20 protein-coding genes are annotated in these 19,876 nt (G+C 69.9%); 11 read left to right on the forward strand and 9 right to left on the reverse strand.

All coding sequences use genetic code 11. The features are described from left to right. Nucleotides 1–8: 8 nt before the first annotated feature. The 3 genes from AB0N66_RS23030 to AB0N66_RS23040 form a co-directional block, all read right to left on the reverse strand. On the reverse strand, nt 9–1,346 hold the full coding sequence (locus AB0N66_RS23030; RefSeq protein WP_365438631.1) for a ferredoxin reductase family protein: 1,338 nt from the start codon (nt 1,344–1,346) through the stop codon (nt 9–11). A 124-nt stretch (nt 1,347–1,470) separates the two neighbouring features. Beyond that, nucleotides 1,471–1,935, reverse strand: a complete 465-nt coding sequence (locus tag AB0N66_RS23035) for an FMN-binding protein (protein WP_365438182.1) — start codon at nt 1,933–1,935, stop codon at nt 1,471–1,473. 43 nt (nt 1,936–1,978) lie between these two features. After that, nucleotides 1,979–3,331: a ferric reductase-like transmembrane domain-containing protein gene (locus AB0N66_RS23040; protein WP_365438185.1), complete on the reverse strand. Its 1,353-nt coding sequence runs from the start codon at nt 3,329–3,331 to the stop codon at nt 1,979–1,981. Between the two features lie 192 nt (nt 3,332–3,523). Between AB0N66_RS23040 and AB0N66_RS23045 the strand changes: the two genes are divergently transcribed. Further along, on the forward strand, nt 3,524–4,267 hold the full coding sequence (locus tag AB0N66_RS23045; protein ID WP_365438188.1) for a response regulator transcription factor: 744 nt from the start codon (nt 3,524–3,526) through the stop codon (nt 4,265–4,267). Between the two features lie 149 nt (nt 4,268–4,416). Beyond that, a complete protein-coding gene (locus tag AB0N66_RS23050; protein ID WP_365438191.1) occupies nt 4,417–5,850 on the forward strand; it encodes a HAMP domain-containing sensor histidine kinase in 1,434 nt (477 codons plus the stop codon). 77 nt (nt 5,851–5,927) lie between these two features. On the opposite strand, the gene AB0N66_RS23055 is transcribed toward AB0N66_RS23050, so the two are convergent. The 3 genes from AB0N66_RS23055 to AB0N66_RS23065 all read right to left on the reverse strand — a co-directional run bounded on the left by AB0N66_RS23055 (nt 5,928) and on the right by AB0N66_RS23065 (nt 8,269). Then, nucleotides 5,928–6,629, reverse strand: coding sequence for a L,D-transpeptidase family protein (locus AB0N66_RS23055; RefSeq protein WP_365438194.1), 702 nt, complete (start codon nt 6,627–6,629; stop codon nt 5,928–5,930). Between the two features lie 92 nt (nt 6,630–6,721). Continuing rightward, complete coding sequence (locus AB0N66_RS23060; protein ID WP_365438197.1) at nt 6,722–7,309, reverse strand: pyridoxamine 5'-phosphate oxidase family protein; 588 nt, start codon at nt 7,307–7,309, stop codon at nt 6,722–6,724. A 123-nt stretch (nt 7,310–7,432) separates the two neighbouring features. Next, nucleotides 7,433–8,269 (reverse strand): hypothetical protein, encoded by an 837-nt coding sequence (locus AB0N66_RS23065; RefSeq protein ID WP_365438200.1) that lies wholly within the window; start codon nt 8,267–8,269, stop codon nt 7,433–7,435. 270 nt (nt 8,270–8,539) lie between these two features. Between AB0N66_RS23065 and AB0N66_RS23070 the strand changes: the two genes are divergently transcribed. The 5 genes from AB0N66_RS23070 to AB0N66_RS23090 all read left to right on the forward strand — a co-directional run bounded on the left by AB0N66_RS23070 (nt 8,540) and on the right by AB0N66_RS23090 (nt 14,529). After that, the gene (locus AB0N66_RS23070) at nt 8,540–9,736 is read left to right on the forward strand and encodes an argininosuccinate synthase (RefSeq protein WP_365438203.1); all 1,197 of its coding nucleotides are present in this window, start codon (nt 8,540–8,542) and stop codon (nt 9,734–9,736) included. Nucleotides 9,737–9,843: 107 nt separating this feature from the next. Further along, complete coding sequence (gene argH, locus AB0N66_RS23075) at nt 9,844–11,271, forward strand: argininosuccinate lyase (RefSeq protein ID WP_365438206.1); 1,428 nt, start codon at nt 9,844–9,846, stop codon at nt 11,269–11,271. A 140-nt stretch (nt 11,272–11,411) separates the two neighbouring features. Next, entirely contained in the window at nt 11,412–12,383 is a 972-nt protein-coding gene (locus tag AB0N66_RS23080) for an aldo/keto reductase (RefSeq protein ID WP_365438209.1), read from the forward strand. An 80-nt stretch (nt 12,384–12,463) separates the two neighbouring features. Then, nucleotides 12,464–13,015, forward strand: coding sequence for a helix-turn-helix domain-containing protein (locus tag AB0N66_RS23085; protein ID WP_365438212.1), 552 nt, complete (start codon nt 12,464–12,466; stop codon nt 13,013–13,015). Further along, complete coding sequence (locus AB0N66_RS23090; RefSeq protein WP_365438215.1) at nt 13,012–14,529, forward strand: MFS transporter; 1,518 nt, start codon at nt 13,012–13,014, stop codon at nt 14,527–14,529. Before AB0N66_RS23085 ends, AB0N66_RS23090 begins: the two co-directional genes overlap by 4 nt. A gap of 60 nt (nt 14,530–14,589) precedes the next feature. On the opposite strand, the gene AB0N66_RS23095 is transcribed toward AB0N66_RS23090, so the two are convergent. After that, nucleotides 14,590–15,279: a lysophospholipid acyltransferase family protein gene (locus AB0N66_RS23095; protein WP_365438218.1), complete on the reverse strand. Its 690-nt coding sequence runs from the start codon at nt 15,277–15,279 to the stop codon at nt 14,590–14,592. A gap of 393 nt (nt 15,280–15,672) precedes the next feature. On the opposite strand from AB0N66_RS23095, the gene AB0N66_RS23100 reads away from it, so the two are divergent. The 3 genes from AB0N66_RS23100 (at nt 15,673) to AB0N66_RS23110 (ending at nt 17,967) form a co-directional block, all read left to right on the forward strand. Then, nucleotides 15,673–16,836 (forward strand): glycerophosphodiester phosphodiesterase, encoded by a 1,164-nt coding sequence (locus AB0N66_RS23100; protein WP_365438221.1) that lies wholly within the window; start codon nt 15,673–15,675, stop codon nt 16,834–16,836. A 74-nt stretch (nt 16,837–16,910) separates the two neighbouring features. Then, nucleotides 16,911–17,417, forward strand: coding sequence for a sigma-70 family RNA polymerase sigma factor (locus AB0N66_RS23105; RefSeq protein WP_365438223.1), 507 nt, complete (start codon nt 16,911–16,913; stop codon nt 17,415–17,417). Nucleotides 17,418–17,463: 46 nt separating this feature from the next. After that, nucleotides 17,464–17,967 (forward strand): GNAT family N-acetyltransferase, encoded by a 504-nt coding sequence (locus AB0N66_RS23110; protein WP_365438226.1) that lies wholly within the window; start codon nt 17,464–17,466, stop codon nt 17,965–17,967. A gap of 128 nt (nt 17,968–18,095) precedes the next feature. Here the strand turns inward: AB0N66_RS23110 and AB0N66_RS23115 are convergent, their stop codons facing one another. Together AB0N66_RS23115 and AB0N66_RS23120 are read right to left on the reverse strand one after the other, a co-directional pair. Beyond that, a complete protein-coding gene (locus AB0N66_RS23115; RefSeq protein ID WP_365438229.1) occupies nt 18,096–18,542 on the reverse strand; it encodes a hypothetical protein in 447 nt (148 codons plus the stop codon). A 1-nt stretch (nt 18,543) separates the two neighbouring features. Continuing rightward, nucleotides 18,544–18,903, reverse strand: coding sequence for a hypothetical protein (locus AB0N66_RS23120; RefSeq protein ID WP_365438232.1), 360 nt, complete (start codon nt 18,901–18,903; stop codon nt 18,544–18,546). A gap of 69 nt (nt 18,904–18,972) precedes the next feature. On the opposite strand from AB0N66_RS23120, the gene AB0N66_RS23125 reads away from it, so the two are divergent. Then, nucleotides 18,973–19,620 (forward strand): HAD family hydrolase, encoded by a 648-nt coding sequence (locus AB0N66_RS23125; protein WP_365438235.1) that lies wholly within the window; start codon nt 18,973–18,975, stop codon nt 19,618–19,620. The last annotated feature ends 256 nt before the right edge of the window (nt 19,621–19,876 follow it).

A 19,876-nucleotide genomic window follows, 5' to 3' on the forward strand; every position in this document is an offset into this window, starting at 1 on the left:
CCCGTCGCTCACATCTCGAACGACTCGTGATGGATGCGGCGGGCGGGGACTCCCGCGCCGCGCAGTGCTTCGTACACCTGCTGCGCGAAGCCGGGCGGCCCGCACATGAAGACGTCATGGCTCTCGATGTCCGGCAGTTTCCGGCGCAGGCTGTCCGCCGAGATGTCCGGGCGCTCCCCGTCGGGGCTGTTCACCGCGTACATCAGCCGGGCCCCGCGCTCCTGGGAGATGACCGCCAACTCGTCCCACAGGGCCAGATCGTGGGTGCTGTTGGCCCGGTAGAGCAGTGTCAGGTCACCGGAGCCGCCGGGCAGCGTCTCGAACAGCGCCCGCATCGGCGTGATACCGACGCCGCCGGCCACCAGCAAAACCTTTCCGCGGCTGCGCTTGGACGCCGTCAGCGCGCCGTACGGGCCCTCGGCCCAGACCCGGGTGCCGGGCTCCAGCTCGCGCAGAGCGGCGCTGTGGTCACCGATCGCCTTCACGGTGATGCGCAGCATGTTGGGGCGGGGCGCCGCCGACAGCGAGTACGGGTGGGAGCTGAGCCGCATCCCCGGCGCCATGAAGCGCCAGCGGAAGAACTGCCCGGCCTCGGCACCCATCCGGTGCAGCTTCCGCCCGCTGATCAGCACCGACACGATCCCCGGCGCCTCCTCGATCACCGCCTCTACCCGCATCCGGTGCCGCACGTTCAGCCGGATCGGCACGATCACCCGGTACCAGATCATCAGCGCGGTCACCGTCCCGTACAGCGCGTACCAGGCCGTCGTCGCGGCGGGCTGGACGGCGAAGTCGTTGCCGGTGGACAGCTGGTGCCAGAACGACAGGTACACGGCGGCGTAGGTGAGCAGATGGATGTGGTACCAGGTGTCGTACGGCATCATCCGGCGCACCGGGCCGATGGAGAGCAGGCCGATGAGGAACAACAGCCCGGTGCCGATGGCGGCCTTGCCCATGTCGGGCAGCTGGTTGACCGAGTCGATGGTCTGCTGAACTATGTCGCCGAAGGTCCGGCCGGACTGGAGTGCGTAGCCGTACATCGTCAGGACGAGATGGGCGATGACCAGACAGATCGTGTAGCGGCCGCTCATCGCGTGCCAGCGGGCCACCCGGTCGGAGCCCACCCGGCGCTCCAGTGCGGGCACCCGGGCCATCTGCAGCACCACAAGGGCCATCAGGTACCCGGCCAACAGGCCTGTGATCCGGCCCGCGTTGACCATCCTGCTGGTGTGGTCCGCGATGGACGGCGTGTTGCTCCACCACAGCCAGATGACCCCGGCCGCACCCGCCCAGACAGCGACAAGCAGCAGGACGGCGGGGGAGCGGCGAGGGCGGATACGGCGCATGGTCTGGCGCCGCGCGGCGCGGCCACCGGCGATCGTGGACACGGTTCCTCCGTGGTCGTCCGTGGGGACGGGGAAAGGGGAGGGCCCCCTTGGCCCAGAGGTACGTGGCGCGAGCGCTGTGTGTTCAACCGGCCGCTGAGTCCAGTGCGGACTGGAGGGACTGGCGGTAACCGTCACTCGTGTAGCTGGCACCGGACACCGTGTCGATGTTGGCGCTCTGCGCAGAGATCACCTCCCTTTTGAGCTGAGGGATCGCGTAGCCGTTGATCTGTTGATCCCTCGGGTTGTCCTGGGGATAGGTGACGGCGGTGACGTCGGTGATCTTGCCGCTCTTCAGGGTGACGCGGACCTGTACGGGGCCGTAGCGGGTCTGCACCACGGTGCCGGTGAGCGAGCCGGTGATGGTGCCGGTGCCGGAACCTCCGGAGCTGCTGGAGCTTCCGGTGGAGCCCGAACCGCTGCTGGACGGCAGGGCGACGGCCGGCGTGCTGTGCGGCTTCAGCGACAGCAGCAGTACGACGCTGGAGACGGTGGCGGCGGTCGCCAGCACGACGCGGCGCAGCGGGCGGTTCCGGTTCAGAGCGTGCACGGGGTCCTCGCAACTTTCCTGCGCTTCACGGGATTTACGGTGCTCACAGCTCGAACGACTCGTGGTGGATGCGGCGATCGGGGACCCCGGCCGCGCGCAGCGCTCGGTACACGTCCCGAGCGAAGGCGTCGGGCCCGCACACGTACACGTCGTGTCCGCCGACATCGGAGACGGCCGCACGCAGCGTCTGGGCCGTGAAGCGCGGCCGGGAGCCGTCCGCGTCGTTGAGCGCGTACACCACGCGTGCCCCGCGCCAGCGCGCGATGGCCTCCAACTCGGCGCCCAGCGCGAGGTCTTCGGCCGTCCGAGCCCGGTAGAGCAGCGTGACCTGACCCGGCAGCGTCTCGAACAGGGCTCGCAGCGGTGTGATGCCGACCCCCGCTGCGATCAGGAGCACTTTGCGTGAGCTGCGCCGGTCCGCGGTCAGTGAGCCGTACGGGCCCTCCGCCCACACGCGTGTTCCGGGACGCAGGAGCGAGACGGACGCGCTGTGGCCGCCGAGCGCCTTGACCGTGATGCGCAGCAGGTCGGGTCGGGGCGGGGCCGACAGCGAGTACGGCGAGGAGGTCCAGCGCATCCCCTCCGTGAGGAATCGCCAGCGGAAGAACTGGCCTGGCTGCGCCTGGAGTTCATCGATGTGCCGCCCGCGTACGACGACGGAGAACACGTCCGGCGTCTCTTGGTGCACTGACTCCACGCGCAGCTGGTGGCGCATGTTGAGCCGGACCGGGGTGAGGATCCGGAACCAGGCGACCAGCGCCGCGACGCCCAGGTACAGCGCGTACCAGGCGGCCTGCGCGAGGGAGTTGCCCGTGAAGTCGGCGCCCAGCGCGAGTTGATGGCCGAAGGCCAGGAAGAGGGCGGCGTACGTGAGCAGGTGCACGTAGTACCAGAACTCGTGGCTCACCCGGCGCCGCACCGCACGCGCGGACAGGATCCCCACGGCGATCAGGATCAGCCCGCCCGCCGTGGCCTTGAGCATCTCCGGGTAGGTGAGGACGACGGTCGTCGTCTCGTGCAAGATCCCGCTGCCGTCCTGGGCCGCGTACCCGAAGAGGATCAGCGTGACGTGCGCGACCAGCAGACAGATCGTGTACCGCCCCGCCATGGCGTGCCAGCGGGCCACCCGGTCCGAGCCGATCCGCCGCTCCAGGAGCGGGACCCGGGCCATCAGACCGACGAGCACCGCACAGCTGTAGCCGCACAGCAGCCCGGCGATCCGTCCGGCGTCGGTCAGCCAGCCCGCCGCTCCGACCACCGAACGGGTGTCCGTCCACCACAGCGCGACCACGGCGACCACACCGGCCCAGAGCAGGGCCAGCAGCGGTCCGGCCGGGGAGCGGCGTGCCTCGAGCGGCACGGCAGGAGCCGCACGCTGTTCGTACACGGTGGTCATGTGCTCGTCCTTTCGGCTGTCCGGGAGGCAACTGTGCGGTCCGAACTTCTGAGCGAGCTCTGAGCGGGTGGTGCACGGTGCCGCGTACGACCTGGGGTGACCGGCCGCGGGCCGCGCCGGTGCAGTCATAGGAAACTCAGAGCCTGGCCGGGCGGGCCTCGCGGTCGACGACGGGCGATGCTGTGAGGAGCCATGAACACACTCCGCTCCGGCCGCCCCGGACTCACCCGCCCAGACGGCACCCCCGTCCGCGTCCTCGTCGTCGACGACGACCCGGACCTGGCCGAGGTCCTCTCCGGCGCCCTGCGCTACGAGGGCTGGGAGGTGCGGACGGCGGGCGACGGCGCCGCCGCTGTCACCGAGGCGCGCGGCCTGCTGCCCGACGCGGTCGTCCTCGACGTCATGCTCCCGGACACCGACGGCTTCGCCGTACTGCGCGATCTGCACGCCGTGAAGCCCGACGTCTGCGTCCTCTTCCTCACCGCGCGGGACGCCGTCGAGGACCGCATCACGGGTATCACCGCGGGCGGCGACGACTACGTGACGAAGCCGTTCAGCCTGGAGGAGGTCGTCGCCCGGCTGCGCGGCCTGCTGCGCCGCGCGGGCATGGCCCGCCAGCTGGACGAGGGACCACGGCTCACCGTCGGGGACCTCGTGATGGACGAGGAGGCCCGTGAGGTGACCCGCGGTGGTGAGCTGATCGAACTGTCTCCGACTGAGTTCGAACTACTGCGCTATCTGATGGACAACCCGCGCAGGGTGCTCAGCAAGGCGCAGATCCTCGACCGCGTCTGGTCGTACGACTTCGGCGGCCAGGCCCACATCGTGGAGCTCTACATCTCCTATCTGCGCAAGAAGGTGGACTCGGGCCGCGAGCCCATGATCCATACGGTGCGGGGTACGGGGTACGTGCTCAAACCGGTGGTGGGCCGGTGAGCGCGCGGTGGGCGGGGGTGCGGTGGCCGAAGCCTCGGCTGCGGGCGCCTCGGCTGCGAGCGGGCCGGTTCCGAAGGAGTGGGGCGCGAGGGCTCCGGCTGCGGTTGCCGCGCCCGCACACGCTCCGGTCCCGGCTCACCGCAGGGCTCGTGGTGCTGCTCGCCATCAGCTGCGCCGCCGTCGGCGTGGCAGCCGTACTCGAACTGAACGGGTTCCTCACGGGCCGCCTGGACCAGCAGCTGCGGGACGCGGGCGCCAGTTTCCCCGCGAGCCTGGAGCACGGCACCAGCGTCAAGCCCTCCGACCACGACGGCGACGAGTACGGCGACACCCGCCGCCAGGCCACCGGCACCTTCGGCGCCCGCCTGCTCGACGGGACCGTCACCAACGAAGCCGTCGTCCGCGCCGGCACCGACCCCGCCGACCTGAACGTGGTGCTGACCGCCACTGACCGGAAGGCCCTCGCCGCGGTGCCGGTCGACAGCGACGGACACAGCGTGCGCCTCTCCGCGCTCGGCTCCTACCGGCTGACGGCGTGGAACGGCCAGGACGGCGACGTACTGATCACCGGGCTCCCCCTGGAACCGGTGGAGGCCGCCGTGCACCGTCTCGAACTGGTCGCAGCCTGCGTCTTCGGCGCCGCCCTCGCGGTCACGGGAGTCGCCGGAGCCCTGTGGGTGCGCTGGTCGCTGCGGCCACTGAGCCGGGTCGCCGCGACCGCGACACGGGTCAGCGAACTCCCCCTCGCCAGCGGTGAGGTGGCGCTGCCGCCGCGAGCGCCCGAGTCCGACCCGCGCAGCGAGGTGGGCCAGGTCGCCGGCGCCTTCAACCGCATGCTCGGCCACGTCGAGGACGCGTTGACCAAGCGGCACGCGAGTGAGGAAAGGCTGCGCAGCTTCGCCGCCGACGCCAGCCATGAGCTGCGTACCCCGGTCGCCTCGGTCCGGGGCCACGCCGAACTGGCTCTGCTGCACCCTGACCCCGTGCCCCCGAAGGTGACCCGCGCCCTGGAGCGGATCGCCGCCGAGTCGGCGCGGATGGGCGAGATGGTCGACGATCTGCTGCTCCTCGCCCGCCTCGACGCGGGCCGCCCGCTGGAACGTCTCTCCGTCGACCTCACCCACCTCGTCCTCGACTCGGTCACGGACGCGCGGGCCGCGGGCCCCGACCACGACTGGACCCTGGAGCTGGCGGAGGAGCCGGTGACGGTGACCGGCGACGCGCACCGGCTCCAACAGGTGTTGGCCAACCTGTTGGCCAACGCCCGTTTGCACACACCTGTTGGGACCAGGGTGACGGTGTCACTGACAGCCGACGCCATGACAGCCGTACTGACGGTTCGCGACGACGGCCCGGGAGTACCGGGGGACGTCCAGCCCGGTGTCTTCGAACGCTTCACCCGAGCGGACCGCCGCCGCACCGACGGCGAGGGCGGCGGAGCGGGACTCGGCCTGTCGATCGTCGCGGGGGTGGTCGAGGCGCACGGCGGGACGGTGACACTGGAGAGCCACCCGGGGGCGACGACGTTCACGGTCCAGCTGCCGGCCGACGGCAAAGGCCCCCCTAGGCGCGCGGAGCTGTGACTTATGCGGCTTCGCCGCGCGGGCGCGCCCAGCCACAGGCGCCCGCAGACAACTACGGTCCCCGAACGTGACGCCGCTCAGTACCGAGTGATCGCCGTCGCCCCGTCCACCGTGCCGATCGCCATGTGCGGCTTCCGCGCCGGATCGGCCCACTTCACGATCCGCCGCATCGCGTCTCCGGGCACCGACACACAACCAGCCGTTGCCCCACGTCCGTTGACATGCAGAAAGATGCCGGCGCCGCGCCCCCGTACCGGCCGCTCGTAGTTGAACCCGATGACGAGGGCGTACGCGTACTGGGTGGCATACGAGATCAGGTGCTCGGACTCGGCGGCGCGGCAGTCGGCGGCACGGGGCTCGGTCCACCGGTTGTAGGCGCGGGAGTCGTTGTCCTGGCACCACCAGGAGTTCTGGTGCACCCGCCGGTACAGGGCCTTGGTCCCGCCGGGCGCGGCCTCGATCCCGAACGCGTAGGGAAGGCCGTACAGCCCGGTGGGTGTCGTGTTCGTCCCCTGTTTGCGTGAGCCGCCCTCGACCAGCCCCTTGGCGCCGAAGCGCGCGGCCGCCGAACCGGCCTTCACCCAGCGCCCGTCGCGCCGGTCCCACCATGTGAGGGTCCCCGTCGTCGAGGACGTACGCGCGGCCTGCGCCGTGATGAGCTGCGTACCGCCGCCGGTGTCCGCCATCCGCTCGGGCAGCGGGGGCGGGCCGCTCGGGGCCAGGCTCAGGGTGAGGAGGGACACGGACGCGAGGAGGACGGCGACACCGGGACGAGGCATGGAGAGGACGCTACGGGGAGGCGGCGGCCGGAGCAGCCCGGGTGGGCCGTACAGGCGTTGTCCGTTCCTTGGAGAGCACGGCTCCGCCCGGCTCAGGCCGGGGTGGGAGGCAGTGGCAGGGGCAGCCCGGGCAGGCCGTCGATGCTCGTCGCGATGTGCTCCTTCTTCCCGAAGTACGCGTCGAGCGAGGCGTCGTCCTCGCGCGTGAAGCGCTTGGTGTGCAGGTCGCGGTCCTCGTCGTAGGACATGAAGGGCACCGCGTAACCGCAGGTGTCACGGACGAGGTCGGCCGTCACGACGATGATCGCGCGCAGGCCGTGCGGGGTCGGGTCGATGTCCGGGAAGTGGGCGAGCAGTTCCTTGTAGCGCGGGTCGTCACGGAAGACGGGCTCGCCGCGGCCGTGCACGCGGACGATGCTCGGCGACCCCTGGAAGGCGCACCACATGAGGGTGATCCGGCTGTTCTCCCGCAGATGGGCGATCGTCTCGGCGTTGCTCCCCGCGAAGTCCAGGTACGCCACGGTGAGTTCGTCGAGTACGGCGAAGGAGCCGGTGAGTCCCTTGGGGGAGAGGTTGATCGTGCCGTCCCCCGAAAGGGGCGCGGTCGCGGTGAAGAAGAGGGGCTGCGCCTCGATGAACGTACGCAGTCGGCCGTCAATGCGCTCGTAAGTCTTTCCCATGTCTAACGATTATTGAGCAAGTTCCTTACTCTGTCTAAGGAATTGCGGAGTCCGTGGCCGTCCCGGCCGCCCTTGCGGGACGGCCACGGAGTCTGTCGTCCGGGGTACGTCAGACGGCGTCCGTCACTTGTTGAGGGCACAGACCGCCAGTGAACCCAGGCCCTGGGGCTTGGCCGCCGTGCGGCCGATGGCGATGGCGATGCGGTCGATGGTGGACGTCCGCTTGTCGGCCAGCGGGCCGAGGATCGCGTTCTGTACGAAGTTGGCGCCGCCCTGGCCGGCCGTGTTCACCAGTCGTGTGTTGGCCTCGGAGATCTGGGTGTTCAGCAGCGCCAGATTCCGGTCGACCTCGGCCCTCGCGGAGGCGGGGATCGCAGGGAGGCTCGACGCGACATCCGGGCAGCTGATCGTGCCGACTACACCGGAGCCGGAGCCGGAGCCGGCCGCGGGGGCCGCCGTGGCCGCGGGTGCGCTCGCCGGAATGGTCGGTGTAGCCGCCGCGCCGCCCCCGGCCGCGTTCAGCGTGCACGGCGCGAGGGAGTCCAAGCCCACGGGCTTGGCCGCGGTGCGCCCAATGGCTGTCGCGATGCGGTTGATGGTGGCGACGCGCTTGTCCTTGAGGGGGCCGAGGATCGCGTTCTGGATGAAGTTGGGCCCGCCCTGGCCGACCGTGTCGACCAGTCTCTTGTCGGCCTCCGCGATCTGGGTGTTGAGCAGTGTGAGGTTGCGGTCGACCTCGGCCTTCGCGGAGGCAGGGATCGCGGGCAGGCTCGGTGCGACGGCCGGGCAGTTCACCGTGCCCGGGGACGCGGCCTTCGTCGTGGCGCCCTGGCCGCCGCTCTTGGAGGTCTGCCCGGCCAAGGCCGAGCCGGCGATGATCGCTCCGGACAACACCACCGCGGAGGCGCCGCCGATCAAGGCAATGCGGCGCTTGTTGTACTTCGGAAGAGCCCTGGACATGCGAAAACCTCACTCGGGGTCAGGGGTGTGGAGCCGCCCGGCGGTCGGCCGGGCGGCACGTCTCTCGGTGTACGAACGCGGCGCCTGCGCTCGGGGAGAGGTACGGGAAAGCGGTTTCCCTCGTTCAAAGGGCATTCAAAGAAATCCCGGATTCGTCTGAGATCGCGTCATGTGTTCGATATCTCGTACGCGAAGGTGCCGGAATTGACGAATCATGCAGAGTCCTGCATACTCATGCATGTCAGCGAATGCACTGTGAGGAGAAACCCCGTGGCCGAGCGCGTCGTACTCGCCTACTCGGGCGGTCTGGACACGTCCGTCGCCATCGGCTGGATCGCCGAGGAGACGGGCGCCGAGGTCATCGCGGTCGCCGTGGACGTCGGCCAGGGCGGCGAGGACCTGGACGTCATCCGCAAGCGCGCGCTCGCCTGCGGTGCCGTCGAGGCCGAAGTGGCGGACGCCAAGGACGAGTTCGCCGACGAGTACTGCCTCCCGGCGATCAAGGCCAACGCCCTCTACATGGACCGCTACCCGCTGGTCTCCGCCATCTCCCGGCCGGCGATCGTCAAGCACCTCGTCGCCGCCGCCCACAAGCACGGCGCCACCACGGTCGCGCACGGCTGCACCGGCAAGGGCAACGACCAGGTCCGCTTCGAGGCGGGCATCGTCGCTCTCGCCCCCGACCTCCAGTGCATCGCCCCGGTCCGCGACTACGCGATGACCCGCGACAAGGCGATCGCCTTCTGCGAGGAGAAGCAGCTCCCGATCGCCACCTCCAAGAAGTCCCCGTACTCCATCGACCAGAACGTCTTCGGGCGCGCCGTCGAGACGGGCTTCCTGGAGGACATCTGGAACGCGCCGATCGAGGACATCTACGAGTACACCTCGAACCCGGCCGAGGCCCGCGAGGCCGACGAGGTCGTCATCTCCTTCAAGGAGGGCGTCCCCGTCGCCATCGACGGCAGGCCCGTCTCCGTCCTGCAGGCCATTCAGCAGCTGAACGAGCGCGCCGGCGCCCAGGGCATCGGCCGGATCGACATGGTCGAGGACCGCCTCGTAGGCATCAAATCCCGTGAGGTGTACGAGGCTCCGGGCGCGATCGCCCTGATCACCGCCCACCAGGAGCTGGAGAACGTCACCGTCGAGCGCGAACTCGCCCGCTACAAGCGGCAGGTGGAGCAGCGCTGGGGCGAACTGGTCTACGACGGCCAGTGGTTCTCCCCGCTCAAGCGCGCCCTGGACGGCTTCATCGACGAGGCCAACCAGCACGTCAACGGCGACATCCGGATGACGCTGCACGGCGGCCGCGCCGTCGTCACCGGCCGGCGCTCCGAGACGTCGCTCTACGACTTCAACCTCGCGACGTACGACACCGGCGACAGCTTCGACCAGGCCGCGGCCAAGGGCTTCATCGACATCTACAGCCTGTCGTCCAAGATCGCGGCACAGCGTCAACTGCGGGCCTAGCCCGACGTGGACCAGGCGTGGGTCTCGCCCGTACTAGCCTGACGACCGCCTCCTCACCCCTTGGTGCGGAGGCGGTGGCACATCAACACCTTTGAGGAGCAACGCAAGTGAGCAGCAACAGCGGTGACGTACGGCTCTGGGGCGGCCGTTTCGCCGACGGTCCCGCCGAGGCCCTGGCCAAGCTGTCCGCGTCCGTCCACTTCGACTGGCGGCTCGCGCCCTACGACATCGCCGGTTCGCGTGCCCACGCGCGTGTGCTGCACAAGGCGGGCCTGCTCACGGACGACGAGCTGACGCGCATGCTTGCGGGCCTCGACCAGCTCGAAGCGGACGTGGCATCGGGCGATCTCGTCGGCACCATCGCCGACGAGGACGTTCATACGGCCCTGGAGCGCGGCCTGTTGAAGCGGCTCGGCCCCGACCTCGGCGGCAAGCTCCGCGCGGGCCGCTCCCGCAACGACCAGGTCGCGACCCTCTTCCGGATGTACCTGCGCGACCACGCCCGCGTCATCGGCGGCCTGATCGCCGACCTCCAGGACGCCTTGGTCGGCCTGGCCGAGGCCCACCCGGATGTCGCGATGCCCGGTCGCACGCACCTCCAGCACGCCCAGCCGGTGCTGTTCGCGCACCACGTCCTCGCACACGCCCAGTCCCTCTCCCGGGACGCCGAACGCCTTCGCCAGTGGGACGAGCGCACCGCGGTCTCCCCGTACGGCTCGGGCGCCCTGGCCGGGTCCTCCCTCGGTCTGGACCCGGAGTCGGTGGCCAAGGACCTGGGCTTCGAGCACGGCAGCGTCGGCAACTCCATCGATGGCACGGCCTCCCGCGACTTCGCCGCCGAGTTCGCCTTCATCACCGCGATGATCGGCGTGAACCTCTCCCGGATCGCCGAGGAGATCATCATCTGGAACACGAAGGAGTTCTCCTTCGTCACCCTCCACGACGCGTTCTCCACGGGCTCGTCGATCATGCCGCAGAAGAAGAACCCGGACATCGCGGAGCTGGCGCGCGGCAAGAGCGGCCGCCTCATCGGCAACCTGACCGGGCTGATGGCGACACTCAAGGCCCTCCCGCTCGCGTACAACCGCGACCTCCAGGAGGACAAGGAGCCGGTCTTCGACTCCTGCGACCAGCTGGAGGTCCTGCTCCCCGCCTTCACCGGCATGATGGCGACCCTGACCGTCAACCGCGAGCGCATGGAGGAGCTGGCCCCGGCCGGCTTCTCGCTCGCCACCGACATCGCCGAGTGGCTGGTCAAGCAGGGTGTGCCGTTCCGCGTCGCACACGAGGTCGCGGGCGAGTGCGTGAAGGTCGCCGAGGCCGACGGCGTCGAGCTGGACGGCCTGACCGACGAGCAGTTCGCGAAGATCTCGGCGCATCTGACGCCGGAGGTGCGGACCGTCCTCAACGTGCACGGCGCCCTGGCCTCCCGTGACGGCCGCGGCGGTACGGCGCCGAGCGCGGTCGCGATCCAGCTGGCCGAGGTGAAGACGGATGTGAAGGCGCAGCACGCTTGGGCAACGGCGAAGAGCTGAGTGCCTTGAGGGGTGGGGAACTGCGCGACAAGCCACGACGCACCCGCACTCGTGGAAGCACGGTAGGAACCGAGCTCTGAGGCGGAAGGTGAAGGGCATCGCGGGTTACGTTGGTCGAAGCCGACCGAACGGAGCCCGCGATGCCCTTCACCCGCCTGGCCACCGCGACGACCCCCACTGCCCACATCGGCCTGGGCCTCGCAGCGGTCGGCCGCCCCGGCTACATCACCCTCGGCCGAGACCACGACCTCGGAGAGAACCGCAGCGTCGACTCGCTGCGCGCCCGTACCCACGAACTCCTCGACGCCGCCCACGCCCAGGGCGTGCGCTACTTCGACGTGGCCCGCTCGTACGGCCGCTCCGAGGAGTTCCTCGCCGACTGGCTGCACAGCAGGCCCGACATCGACGACGTCGTGATCGGCAGCAAGTGGGGCTACACCTACACGGCGGGCTGGCGCATCGACGCCGAGCCGCACGAGGTCAAGGACCACAGCGTCGCCACGTACGAGAAGCAGCGCGCCGAGACCACCGGGCTGCTCGGCGACCGGCTAGACCTCTACCAGATCCACTCGGTGACCCCGGACAGCCCGGCCCTCACCGACAAGGAACTCCACGTCAAGCTGGCCGAGGCCGCCGCTCAGGGGCTCTCGGTCGGCTTCTCCACCAGCGGGCCCGCCCAGGCCGACGCGATCCGCGCCGCGCTCGCCGTGACGGTCGACGGCGAGCCGCTCTTCCGTACTGTCCAGGCCACGTACAACGCGCTTGAGACCTCGGCCGCGTCCGCCCTCGCCGAGGCCCATGACGCCGGTCTCACCGTGATCGTCAAGGAGGCCATGGCCAACGGACGGCTCGCGGCCGAGCACGCGCCGGGCGTTCTGCGGGACATCGCGGAGGAGGCCGGGTTCGGCGCCGACGCGGTCGCCCTCGCGCTCGTTCTGCGGCAGCCCTGGACCGGAGTCGTCCTATCCGGCGCGGTCACGGTCAACCAGCTGGCCTCGAACCTGCACGCTGCGGTCGTCGATCTCGGCGACGACCAGGTGGCCAGGCTCGACGCGCTGGCGGAGCAGCCGGCCGCCTACTGGGAGCGGCGCGGGCAGCTGCCCTGGCACTGAGCACCTCGATGAACCGCGAGTGGTGAGACCCGTACGTTCCTGGTGAGACATCAATGTCTCATTTGGGTTATGGTTGTCTCATGACCGTCGACCGTGAACATGTGCTGCGCAGCGCAGCCGCCCTGCTCACCCGGAAATCCACCGCCACCATGGACGAGGTCGCCAAGGCGGCCGGGATCAGCCGGGCCACGCTGCACCGCCAGTTCGCGGGGCGGGACGCGCTCGTCCGGGCACTCGAAGAGCTCGGCATCCGGGAGTGCGACGCGGCCCTGGACGCGGCCCGGCTCGACGAGGGCACCGCGAGCGAAGCCGTGCGACGGCTGGTGGCGGCGATCGAGCCCGTCGCGGCCCTGCTCGCCTTCCTCTACACCGAGAACCAGCTTTTCGAGGGCGACGCGCAGCACGAGGGCTGGGCCCGCCTCGACCAGCGCATCGGCGACCTGTTCCGGCGCGGCCAGGAACACGGTGAGTTCCGTATCGACCTCAGCCCGGCCTGGCTCACCGAGGCGCTCTACGGGCTGATGGCCTCCGGAGCCTGGGCCGTGATGGACGGCCGCGTGGCCGCCAAGGACTTCCAGTTCATGACCGTAGAGCTGTTGCTCGGCGGCGCACTAAGGAGAGAGGAATCATGACCAGCACGTTGCAGCCGGTATCCGTGGCGGAGGTGGAGAAGCGACCTGGCCGCTGGCTGGCGCTCTCCGTCCTCGTCCTTGCCGTGCTGCTGGTGGCCGTCGACGCGACCGTCCTCGGCCTCGCCACCCCGTACATCAGCGAGGACCTGAAGCCCTCCGGGACGCAGCTCCTGTGGATCGGTGACGTCTACTCCTTCGTGATCGCGGGCCTGCTCGTCTCCATGGGCAGCCTCGGCGACCGCATCGGCCGCAAGAAGCTGCTGCTGATCGGCGCCACGGCGTTCGGCGCGATATCCGTGCTCAACGCCTATGCGACGACGCCTGAACTGCTGATCGTGGCGCGGGCGTTGCTCGGTGTCGCGGGTGCGACCCTGATGCCCGCCACGCTCGCCCTGATCCGCAACCTCTTCCACGACCCGCGCGAGCGCAGCCTCGCCATCGGCATCTGGGGCGCGACCGCCTCGGCCGGTACAGCGGTCGGCCCCGTGGTCGGCGGCTTCCTGCTCGAACACTTCTGGTGGGGCTCGGTCTTCCTGATCAACCTGCCGGTGATGGTCGTCCTCGTCCTCGTCGGCATCAAGCTGCTGCCCGAGTCCCGCACCCCGAACCCCGGTCCGTGGGACCTGACCAGCGTCGGCCTCTCCCTCGTCGGCATGATCGGCATCGTTTACGCGGTGAAGGAGGCCGCCACGCACGGCTTCGAATGGCAGGCGGTGACCGTGGGCCTGCTCGGCGCAGGCGCCCTCCACTGGTTCGTACGACGCCAACTCACGCTGCCCTCGCCGCTGTTGGACATGCGACTGTTCCGTCACCGCGGCTTTTCCGGAGCCGTGCTTGCCGACCTGTTCACCATCCTCGGCCTGTCCGGTCTTGTCTTCTTCCTCTCGCAGTACCTGCAACTCGTGCAGGGCAGAGGCCCGTTGGAGGCCGGACTCGCCGAACTGCCCGCCGCGATCGGCGCGGTGGCGGCCGGTCTGATCGCGGGTACGGTCGCGCGGCGGTTCTCGGTGCGCGCCGTGGTCGCCGGTGGCCTCGCGGCGGTCGGCCTGGCGCTCGCCGCCCTCACCCTGCTGAGCCAGTCCACCGGCTATCCGCTGCTCGGCGGCGCGCTGCTGGTCGTCGGCATCGGCGCGGGATTCTCCTTCACCGTCACGGCCGACGTGATCCTCTCCAGCGTGCCCAAGGAGCAGGCGGGCGCCGCGTCCGCGGTCTCCGAGACGGCGTACGAACTCGGTGCCGCCCTCGGTATCGCCCTCCTCGGCTCGATCGTGACCAGCGTCTACGCGGGCTTCACCGGCCCCGCCGGCACACCGGCCGAGGCCCACGAGTCCCTCGGCGGCGCCGTCGAGTCGGCGGCCGGGCTGCCCACGGACACCGCCGCGGCCCTGATGGACTCTGCCCGCACCGCGTTCGTCGACGGGCTCACGCTCGCCGCGGGCATCGGCGCGGTGGTGCTGCTCGGCACGGCGGTGGCGGCGTGGTTCCTGCTGCGCGGCCAGAAACTCGACACGTAGAGCACCTGTAAACGGGTGTGCCCGACCGGCGACCACCGGTCGGGCACACCCGTTGAAGCGTTACGCCGCCTTGGCCTTCGTGGCGTACATGTCCACATACTCCTGACCCGACAGCCGCATGACCTCGGTCATCACGGAGTCCGTCACGGCCCGCAGGACATAGCGGTCGCGGTCCATCCCCTCGTACCGGGAGAACTCCATCGACTTACCGAAACGGACCGTGACCCGGCCGGGGCGCGGGAAGCCGGCGCCGCCGGGCTGGATCTTGTCCGTGCCGATGATGGCGAACGGGACGATGGGCGCGCCGGTCATCATGGCCAACCGGGCGATGCCCGTGCGACCCCGGTAGAGGCGGCCGTCGGGGGAGCGGGTGCCCTCCGGGTAGATGCTGAAGACCTTGCCCTCCTCCAGCACCCGGCGGCCGGTCATCAGCGCCGCGACACCGCCGCGCCCGCCGTCCCGGTCGACCGGGATCATGCCGCAGCCGGTGAAGAACCAGGCCATCAGACGGCCTTTGACGCCCTTGCCGGTGACGTACTCGTCCTTGCCGATGAAGAAGACCTGACGGTCACAGAACAGCGGCATGATCATCGAGTCGATGAACGTGAGGTGGTTGCCGGCCAGGATCACCGGACCTTCGCCCGGGATGTTCTCCGCACCCTCCACCCGTGGGCGGAACATCAGGCGCATGATCGGTCCGAGCACTGCCTTGATGAGCGCGAAGCGGGACAACGGGCCCTCCGGTGTCAAGGGGTTCAGTATGAGTATGTGCAGGTGAGGACGATACTCGCGGCTCCGGGGGTATTGCACATCGGGTTCACCGAGTGGATACGCACTGTTGACCTACGTTTACCTGCGGTGGCGCACCGGTGAGCGGCTGTCGCGCGGCCGAGACGATGTGACCGATCTCGCGCGCGGCACCCAAGACCGCTCGATGCACCGCACCCGTACGACCGTTCGCGGTGCCTGTGTTCTGCGCGTACCCCACACAGCGGATTCAAAGCCGACGCGCTGTCACCATGCTAGTTCCGTACGACATCCGGGGGCACCCGCGTGTTACGCCACAGGTCTCCCTCCCGTCACACAAGAGAACTTACGATCGAACCGCTTTGACAGTGCGGGGGCACAACAGCGGGAGCAGTCATGGGAGCTCAGGAGTCGAACGGACAGGAGCGGGGCGCCGCGCGGCGGACGCTGCTCGGAGCCGCGGTGCTGGGGGCGGGCGGCGCGGTCCTCGGACTGCCCGGCGTGGCCCGAGCGGATGCGCAGAAGTCGGGCGGCGGCTACCAGAGCCTGCCGAAGCCGACGATCATCGGACATCGTGGGGCCAGCGGTTACCGGCCGGAGCACACCTTCGGGTCCTATCAGCTGGCCCTCGACCTCGGCGCGGACGTCGTCGAGGCGGGCGACCTGGTGCCCACCAAGGACGGTCACCTCGTCTGCCGTCATGAGCCGGAGATCGGCGGCACCACGGACGTCGCGGACCACCCCGAGTTCGCAAGCCGCAAGACCACGAAGAGCCTTGACGGGATCGCCACCACCGGCTGGTTCACCGAGGACTTCACGCTCGCCGAGCTGAAGACCCTGCGGGCGATCGAGCGCATCCCCGCCAACCGTCCGCACAACACCCTCTACAACGGACGCTGGGAGATCCCCACGTTCGAAGAGGTGCTCAAGTGGCAGGACGAGCAGACACGCAAGCGCGGCAAGCAGGTCTGGATCTACCCGGAGATCAAGCACCCCACCTACTTCCGGGCGCTCGGCCTCGACACCGAGGTGAAGCTCGCCAAGGTGCTGCGCAAGGCCGGCAAGGACAAGAAGGACTCGCCGGTCATCATCCAGTCCTTCGAGCCGACCAGCCTCCAGCGGATGAACAAGCTCGTCGACAACCCGCTCGCGGTCCTGCTCGACGCCGCGAACACCCGGCCCTGGGACTTCGTCTCGACCGGCGACCCGCGCACTGTCGCCGACCTCATCACCCCCAAGGGCCTGAAGGAGATCGCCTCCTACGCCCAGGGCATCGGCCCCACGCTCAACCTGATCATCCCGAAGGACGCGAACGGCGACTTCACCAAGCCGACCACCCTGGTCAGGGACGCACACGCGCAGGGCCTGATCCTGCACCCCTACACCATGCGCAACGAGAACCCCTTCCTGCCGCCGGCCTACCGTAAGGGCACGGACGCGGACGCCTACGGCGACGTCTTCGGTGTCTTCCAGGTCTACTTCGAGACGGGCATCGACGGCGTCTTCTCCGACAACGCGGACACCGCGGTGCTCGCCCGCGCGGACTTCGTCAACGGATGACCCCACCACCCCGGTTGGGGTGACAGACGGCCGCCCCGGCAACCACCCGCCGGGGCGGCCGCGTCGTTCCGCATATGACACAGGACATGGTTGCCACGCTGCGCCCACTGCTCGCCGCCGAGGCCTCGGCCGAGGCATATGCGTCCGGCGCCGAACAGGGCGACCTCGAACAGGCCGTCTGGCTGCGCCTCCTGGAGCGCCTCGACACGGACGGCCCACCCGTCGACCCACAGGGCTGGCTGCGCCGTGCCGTCCGCTCCGAGGCCCGCCGCAGCCGCCGTACGGCCCGCATCGAACAGCCGTACGCCGCCGATCCCGCCGACGACGACGGCGCCGGCCCTGAGCAGCAGGCGATGACCGCCGCCCGCCATCGCGCGCTTTACGACGCGGTACGCCGCCTGCCCGGCCGCTGCCCGAGCCTGCTGGCGGCGCTGCTGTCCCCGAAGGACCTCACCTACCGGGAGATTGCGGGGGAGTTGGGTATCTCACAGGGCAGTCTGGGCCCGGAACGTTCCCGATGTCTGGGATGTCTGCGTCGATTGCTGACGCCGGAGGTTGCGGCCGGAGAACCGCGGGGATAGGAGTGAGGGACGACCGGTGGAACAGGTGAGCGGGAGGCGTGCACACATGGGCATGAGCGTGACCATCTCGGCGGCGACCACACAGGACGCCGAGCAGATCCTCAAGCTGCAGTACCTCTGCTACCAGAGCGAGGCCGAGCTGTACGGCGACTACGGCATCGAGCCACTCACCCAGCCGCTCGACTCCCTCAGGGCCGAGCTGGCCGAAGGCACGGTCCTGGTGGCCAGGCTCGGGGACGAGGTGGTGGCTTCGGTCCGCGGCGCCGTGGACGCCGAGGGCACCGCCCGCATCAACAAACTCATCGTCCACCCGCGCATGCAGCGTCACGGGCTGGGCGGACGCCTGCTCGCCGCGATCGAGGCCAAGCTCGGCGCGGACGGCGCGGCCAAGTCCTTCGAGCTCTTCACCGGCCACCGCAGCGACCGCAACCTGGGGCTCTACCGCAAACACGGCTACGCCCAGGTCTCCACGAAGCGCGTCCACGAGCGGCTCACGCTGGTGACCCTTGCGAAGGGCGCCCACGCGGGCGCGTTCGCGGCCAGCGCGTAGGCGCTCCGTCGGCAGGCCGGTGCGTCAACTGCGGTTCCGTTGTGGCTGGTCGCGCAGTTCCCCGCGCCCCTTTGGGGCACAGCCGAATGACGCTGCCCGGCCGTCACTGTGTGGGGGGCGCCCAGCGGTTACCGACCGGCCGTACGGGCAGCCTTGCGAAGCCAGTACATCGCCGACACCGGCAGCAGCACCGGGATGAACAGATAGCCCATCCCGTAGTCCGACCACACCGTTGCGTCGGGGAAGGCGGACGGCTCAACCAGCGTCCAGGTCCCGACGATCAGCACGCCCGCGAGCTCGGCGGCGCAGCACACCAGCGCCGCCCTGCGCGCCGTCTCACCGCCCCGCACGAGCGAGTACGTGATGAAGCCGTAGACGAGCCCCGCGATCGCGGAGAGCGAGTAGGCGAGCGGGGCCTTGTCGAACTCCGTCGAGATCTGCACGGCGCTGCGCGAGACGGCACCGACGACCATCACGCCGTACAGCCAGACCAGCAGCATGCCGGGACCGCTGATCAGCCGTGTCCGCTTCTTCTCCTCCTGAGGCACGGTCCCGTTCTCCTCCGCGGCCGTCATCTCAGCCTCCCCAGATGTCATAGAGCCGCACTTCGAGAACGGCGAGGACGATGCCGCCGGCGGCCACGGTGATCGATCCCCAGCGGGTGCGCTCGGTCAGCGACATGAGACCCACGGCCGGGATGCACGCGAAGGCGCCGACCAGATATGCCACGAAGATCGTCGTGCCCTGTTCCGGTTTCTCGCCGCGCGCCAGCTGGACGATGCCGACCACCAGCTGGATCACGGCGAGCAGCGACACCACGGCCATGCCGATGAAGTGCCAGTCCTTGGTGGGCTGATCGCGGTAGGCGGCCCACCCGCACCAGGCGGCGAGCGCGAGCGCGGCGACGGCGGTCGCGACCGTCAGGGCATCAAGCATGTGCCGACCCTATTACGGGCCAAAAGACCTGATGCGCTTGCCCCCGGGGTGCCCCGTAGGGTCGAAGGCATGACGATCCACGCTGAAGCCCTCCTCTTCGACAACGACGGAACGCTCGTCTCATCCCTGGAGTCGGTGAACCGCTGTTGGACCCGGTGGTACGAGGAGTACGGCATCACCGCCGAGGACTTCACCCGGATCGAACTGCACGGCCGCCCCGCCGCCGAGATAGCCGCCGACCTGCTGCCCGCCGACCTGGTCCCCGAGGCCCTCGCGCGCATCGAACAGCTGGAGGTCGAGGACGTACCGGGCGGGGTCCTGCTGCTTCCCGGGACGGCCGAGTTCCTCGACTCCCTCCCCGCCGACCGCTGGGCCGTCGTCACCTCCGCCACCCGGCGCCTGGCCGAGGCACGGCTCGGCGAGGTCGGCATCCGCCCCAAGACGCTGATCACCGCCGACGACATCACCCGCGGCAAGCCCGACCCCGAGCCCTACCTCCTCGCCGCCCGCGAACTGGGCGTCGACCCGGCCCGCTGTGTGGTCTTCGAGGACGCCCCGGCAGGCCTCCAGGCCGGCCGCGCCGCCGGAATGACCACCGTGGCGTTGGCCACAACCCACCAGTCCCACGAGCTGGACGCCGACCTCGTGGTCGAGAACCTCTCCGCCCTGTCAGTGCTGGTCAGCGCGCACGGAGTGGAGATCTCCGGCCGGGGCTGAAAGCCGTCCACCGCTGTCCGGTATACGGACAGCGGTGGTGGGCCCCGCCTTTGTGTCTGCTTTACTTGTTCTATGACCACGACGAGCAGCCGCATCCTTGCGACCGAGGCGACCATGACGCCCGGTGCTCGTTGTATGTGTCGAATGTGCGCCTTCTAGAGGGCCCCCGCACCACCCCGAGCCTCGCGCCCCGAAGCGAGCCGGCGCGCCCTGTCCGTCCCCGGACGTGATGGGCGCAGCCTCGCGCACACGATTC

Origin of the sequence: Streptomyces sp. NPDC093544 (assembly GCF_040683495.1) — a bacterium.
Lineage (GTDB): Bacteria > Actinomycetota > Actinomycetes > Streptomycetales > Streptomycetaceae > Streptomyces.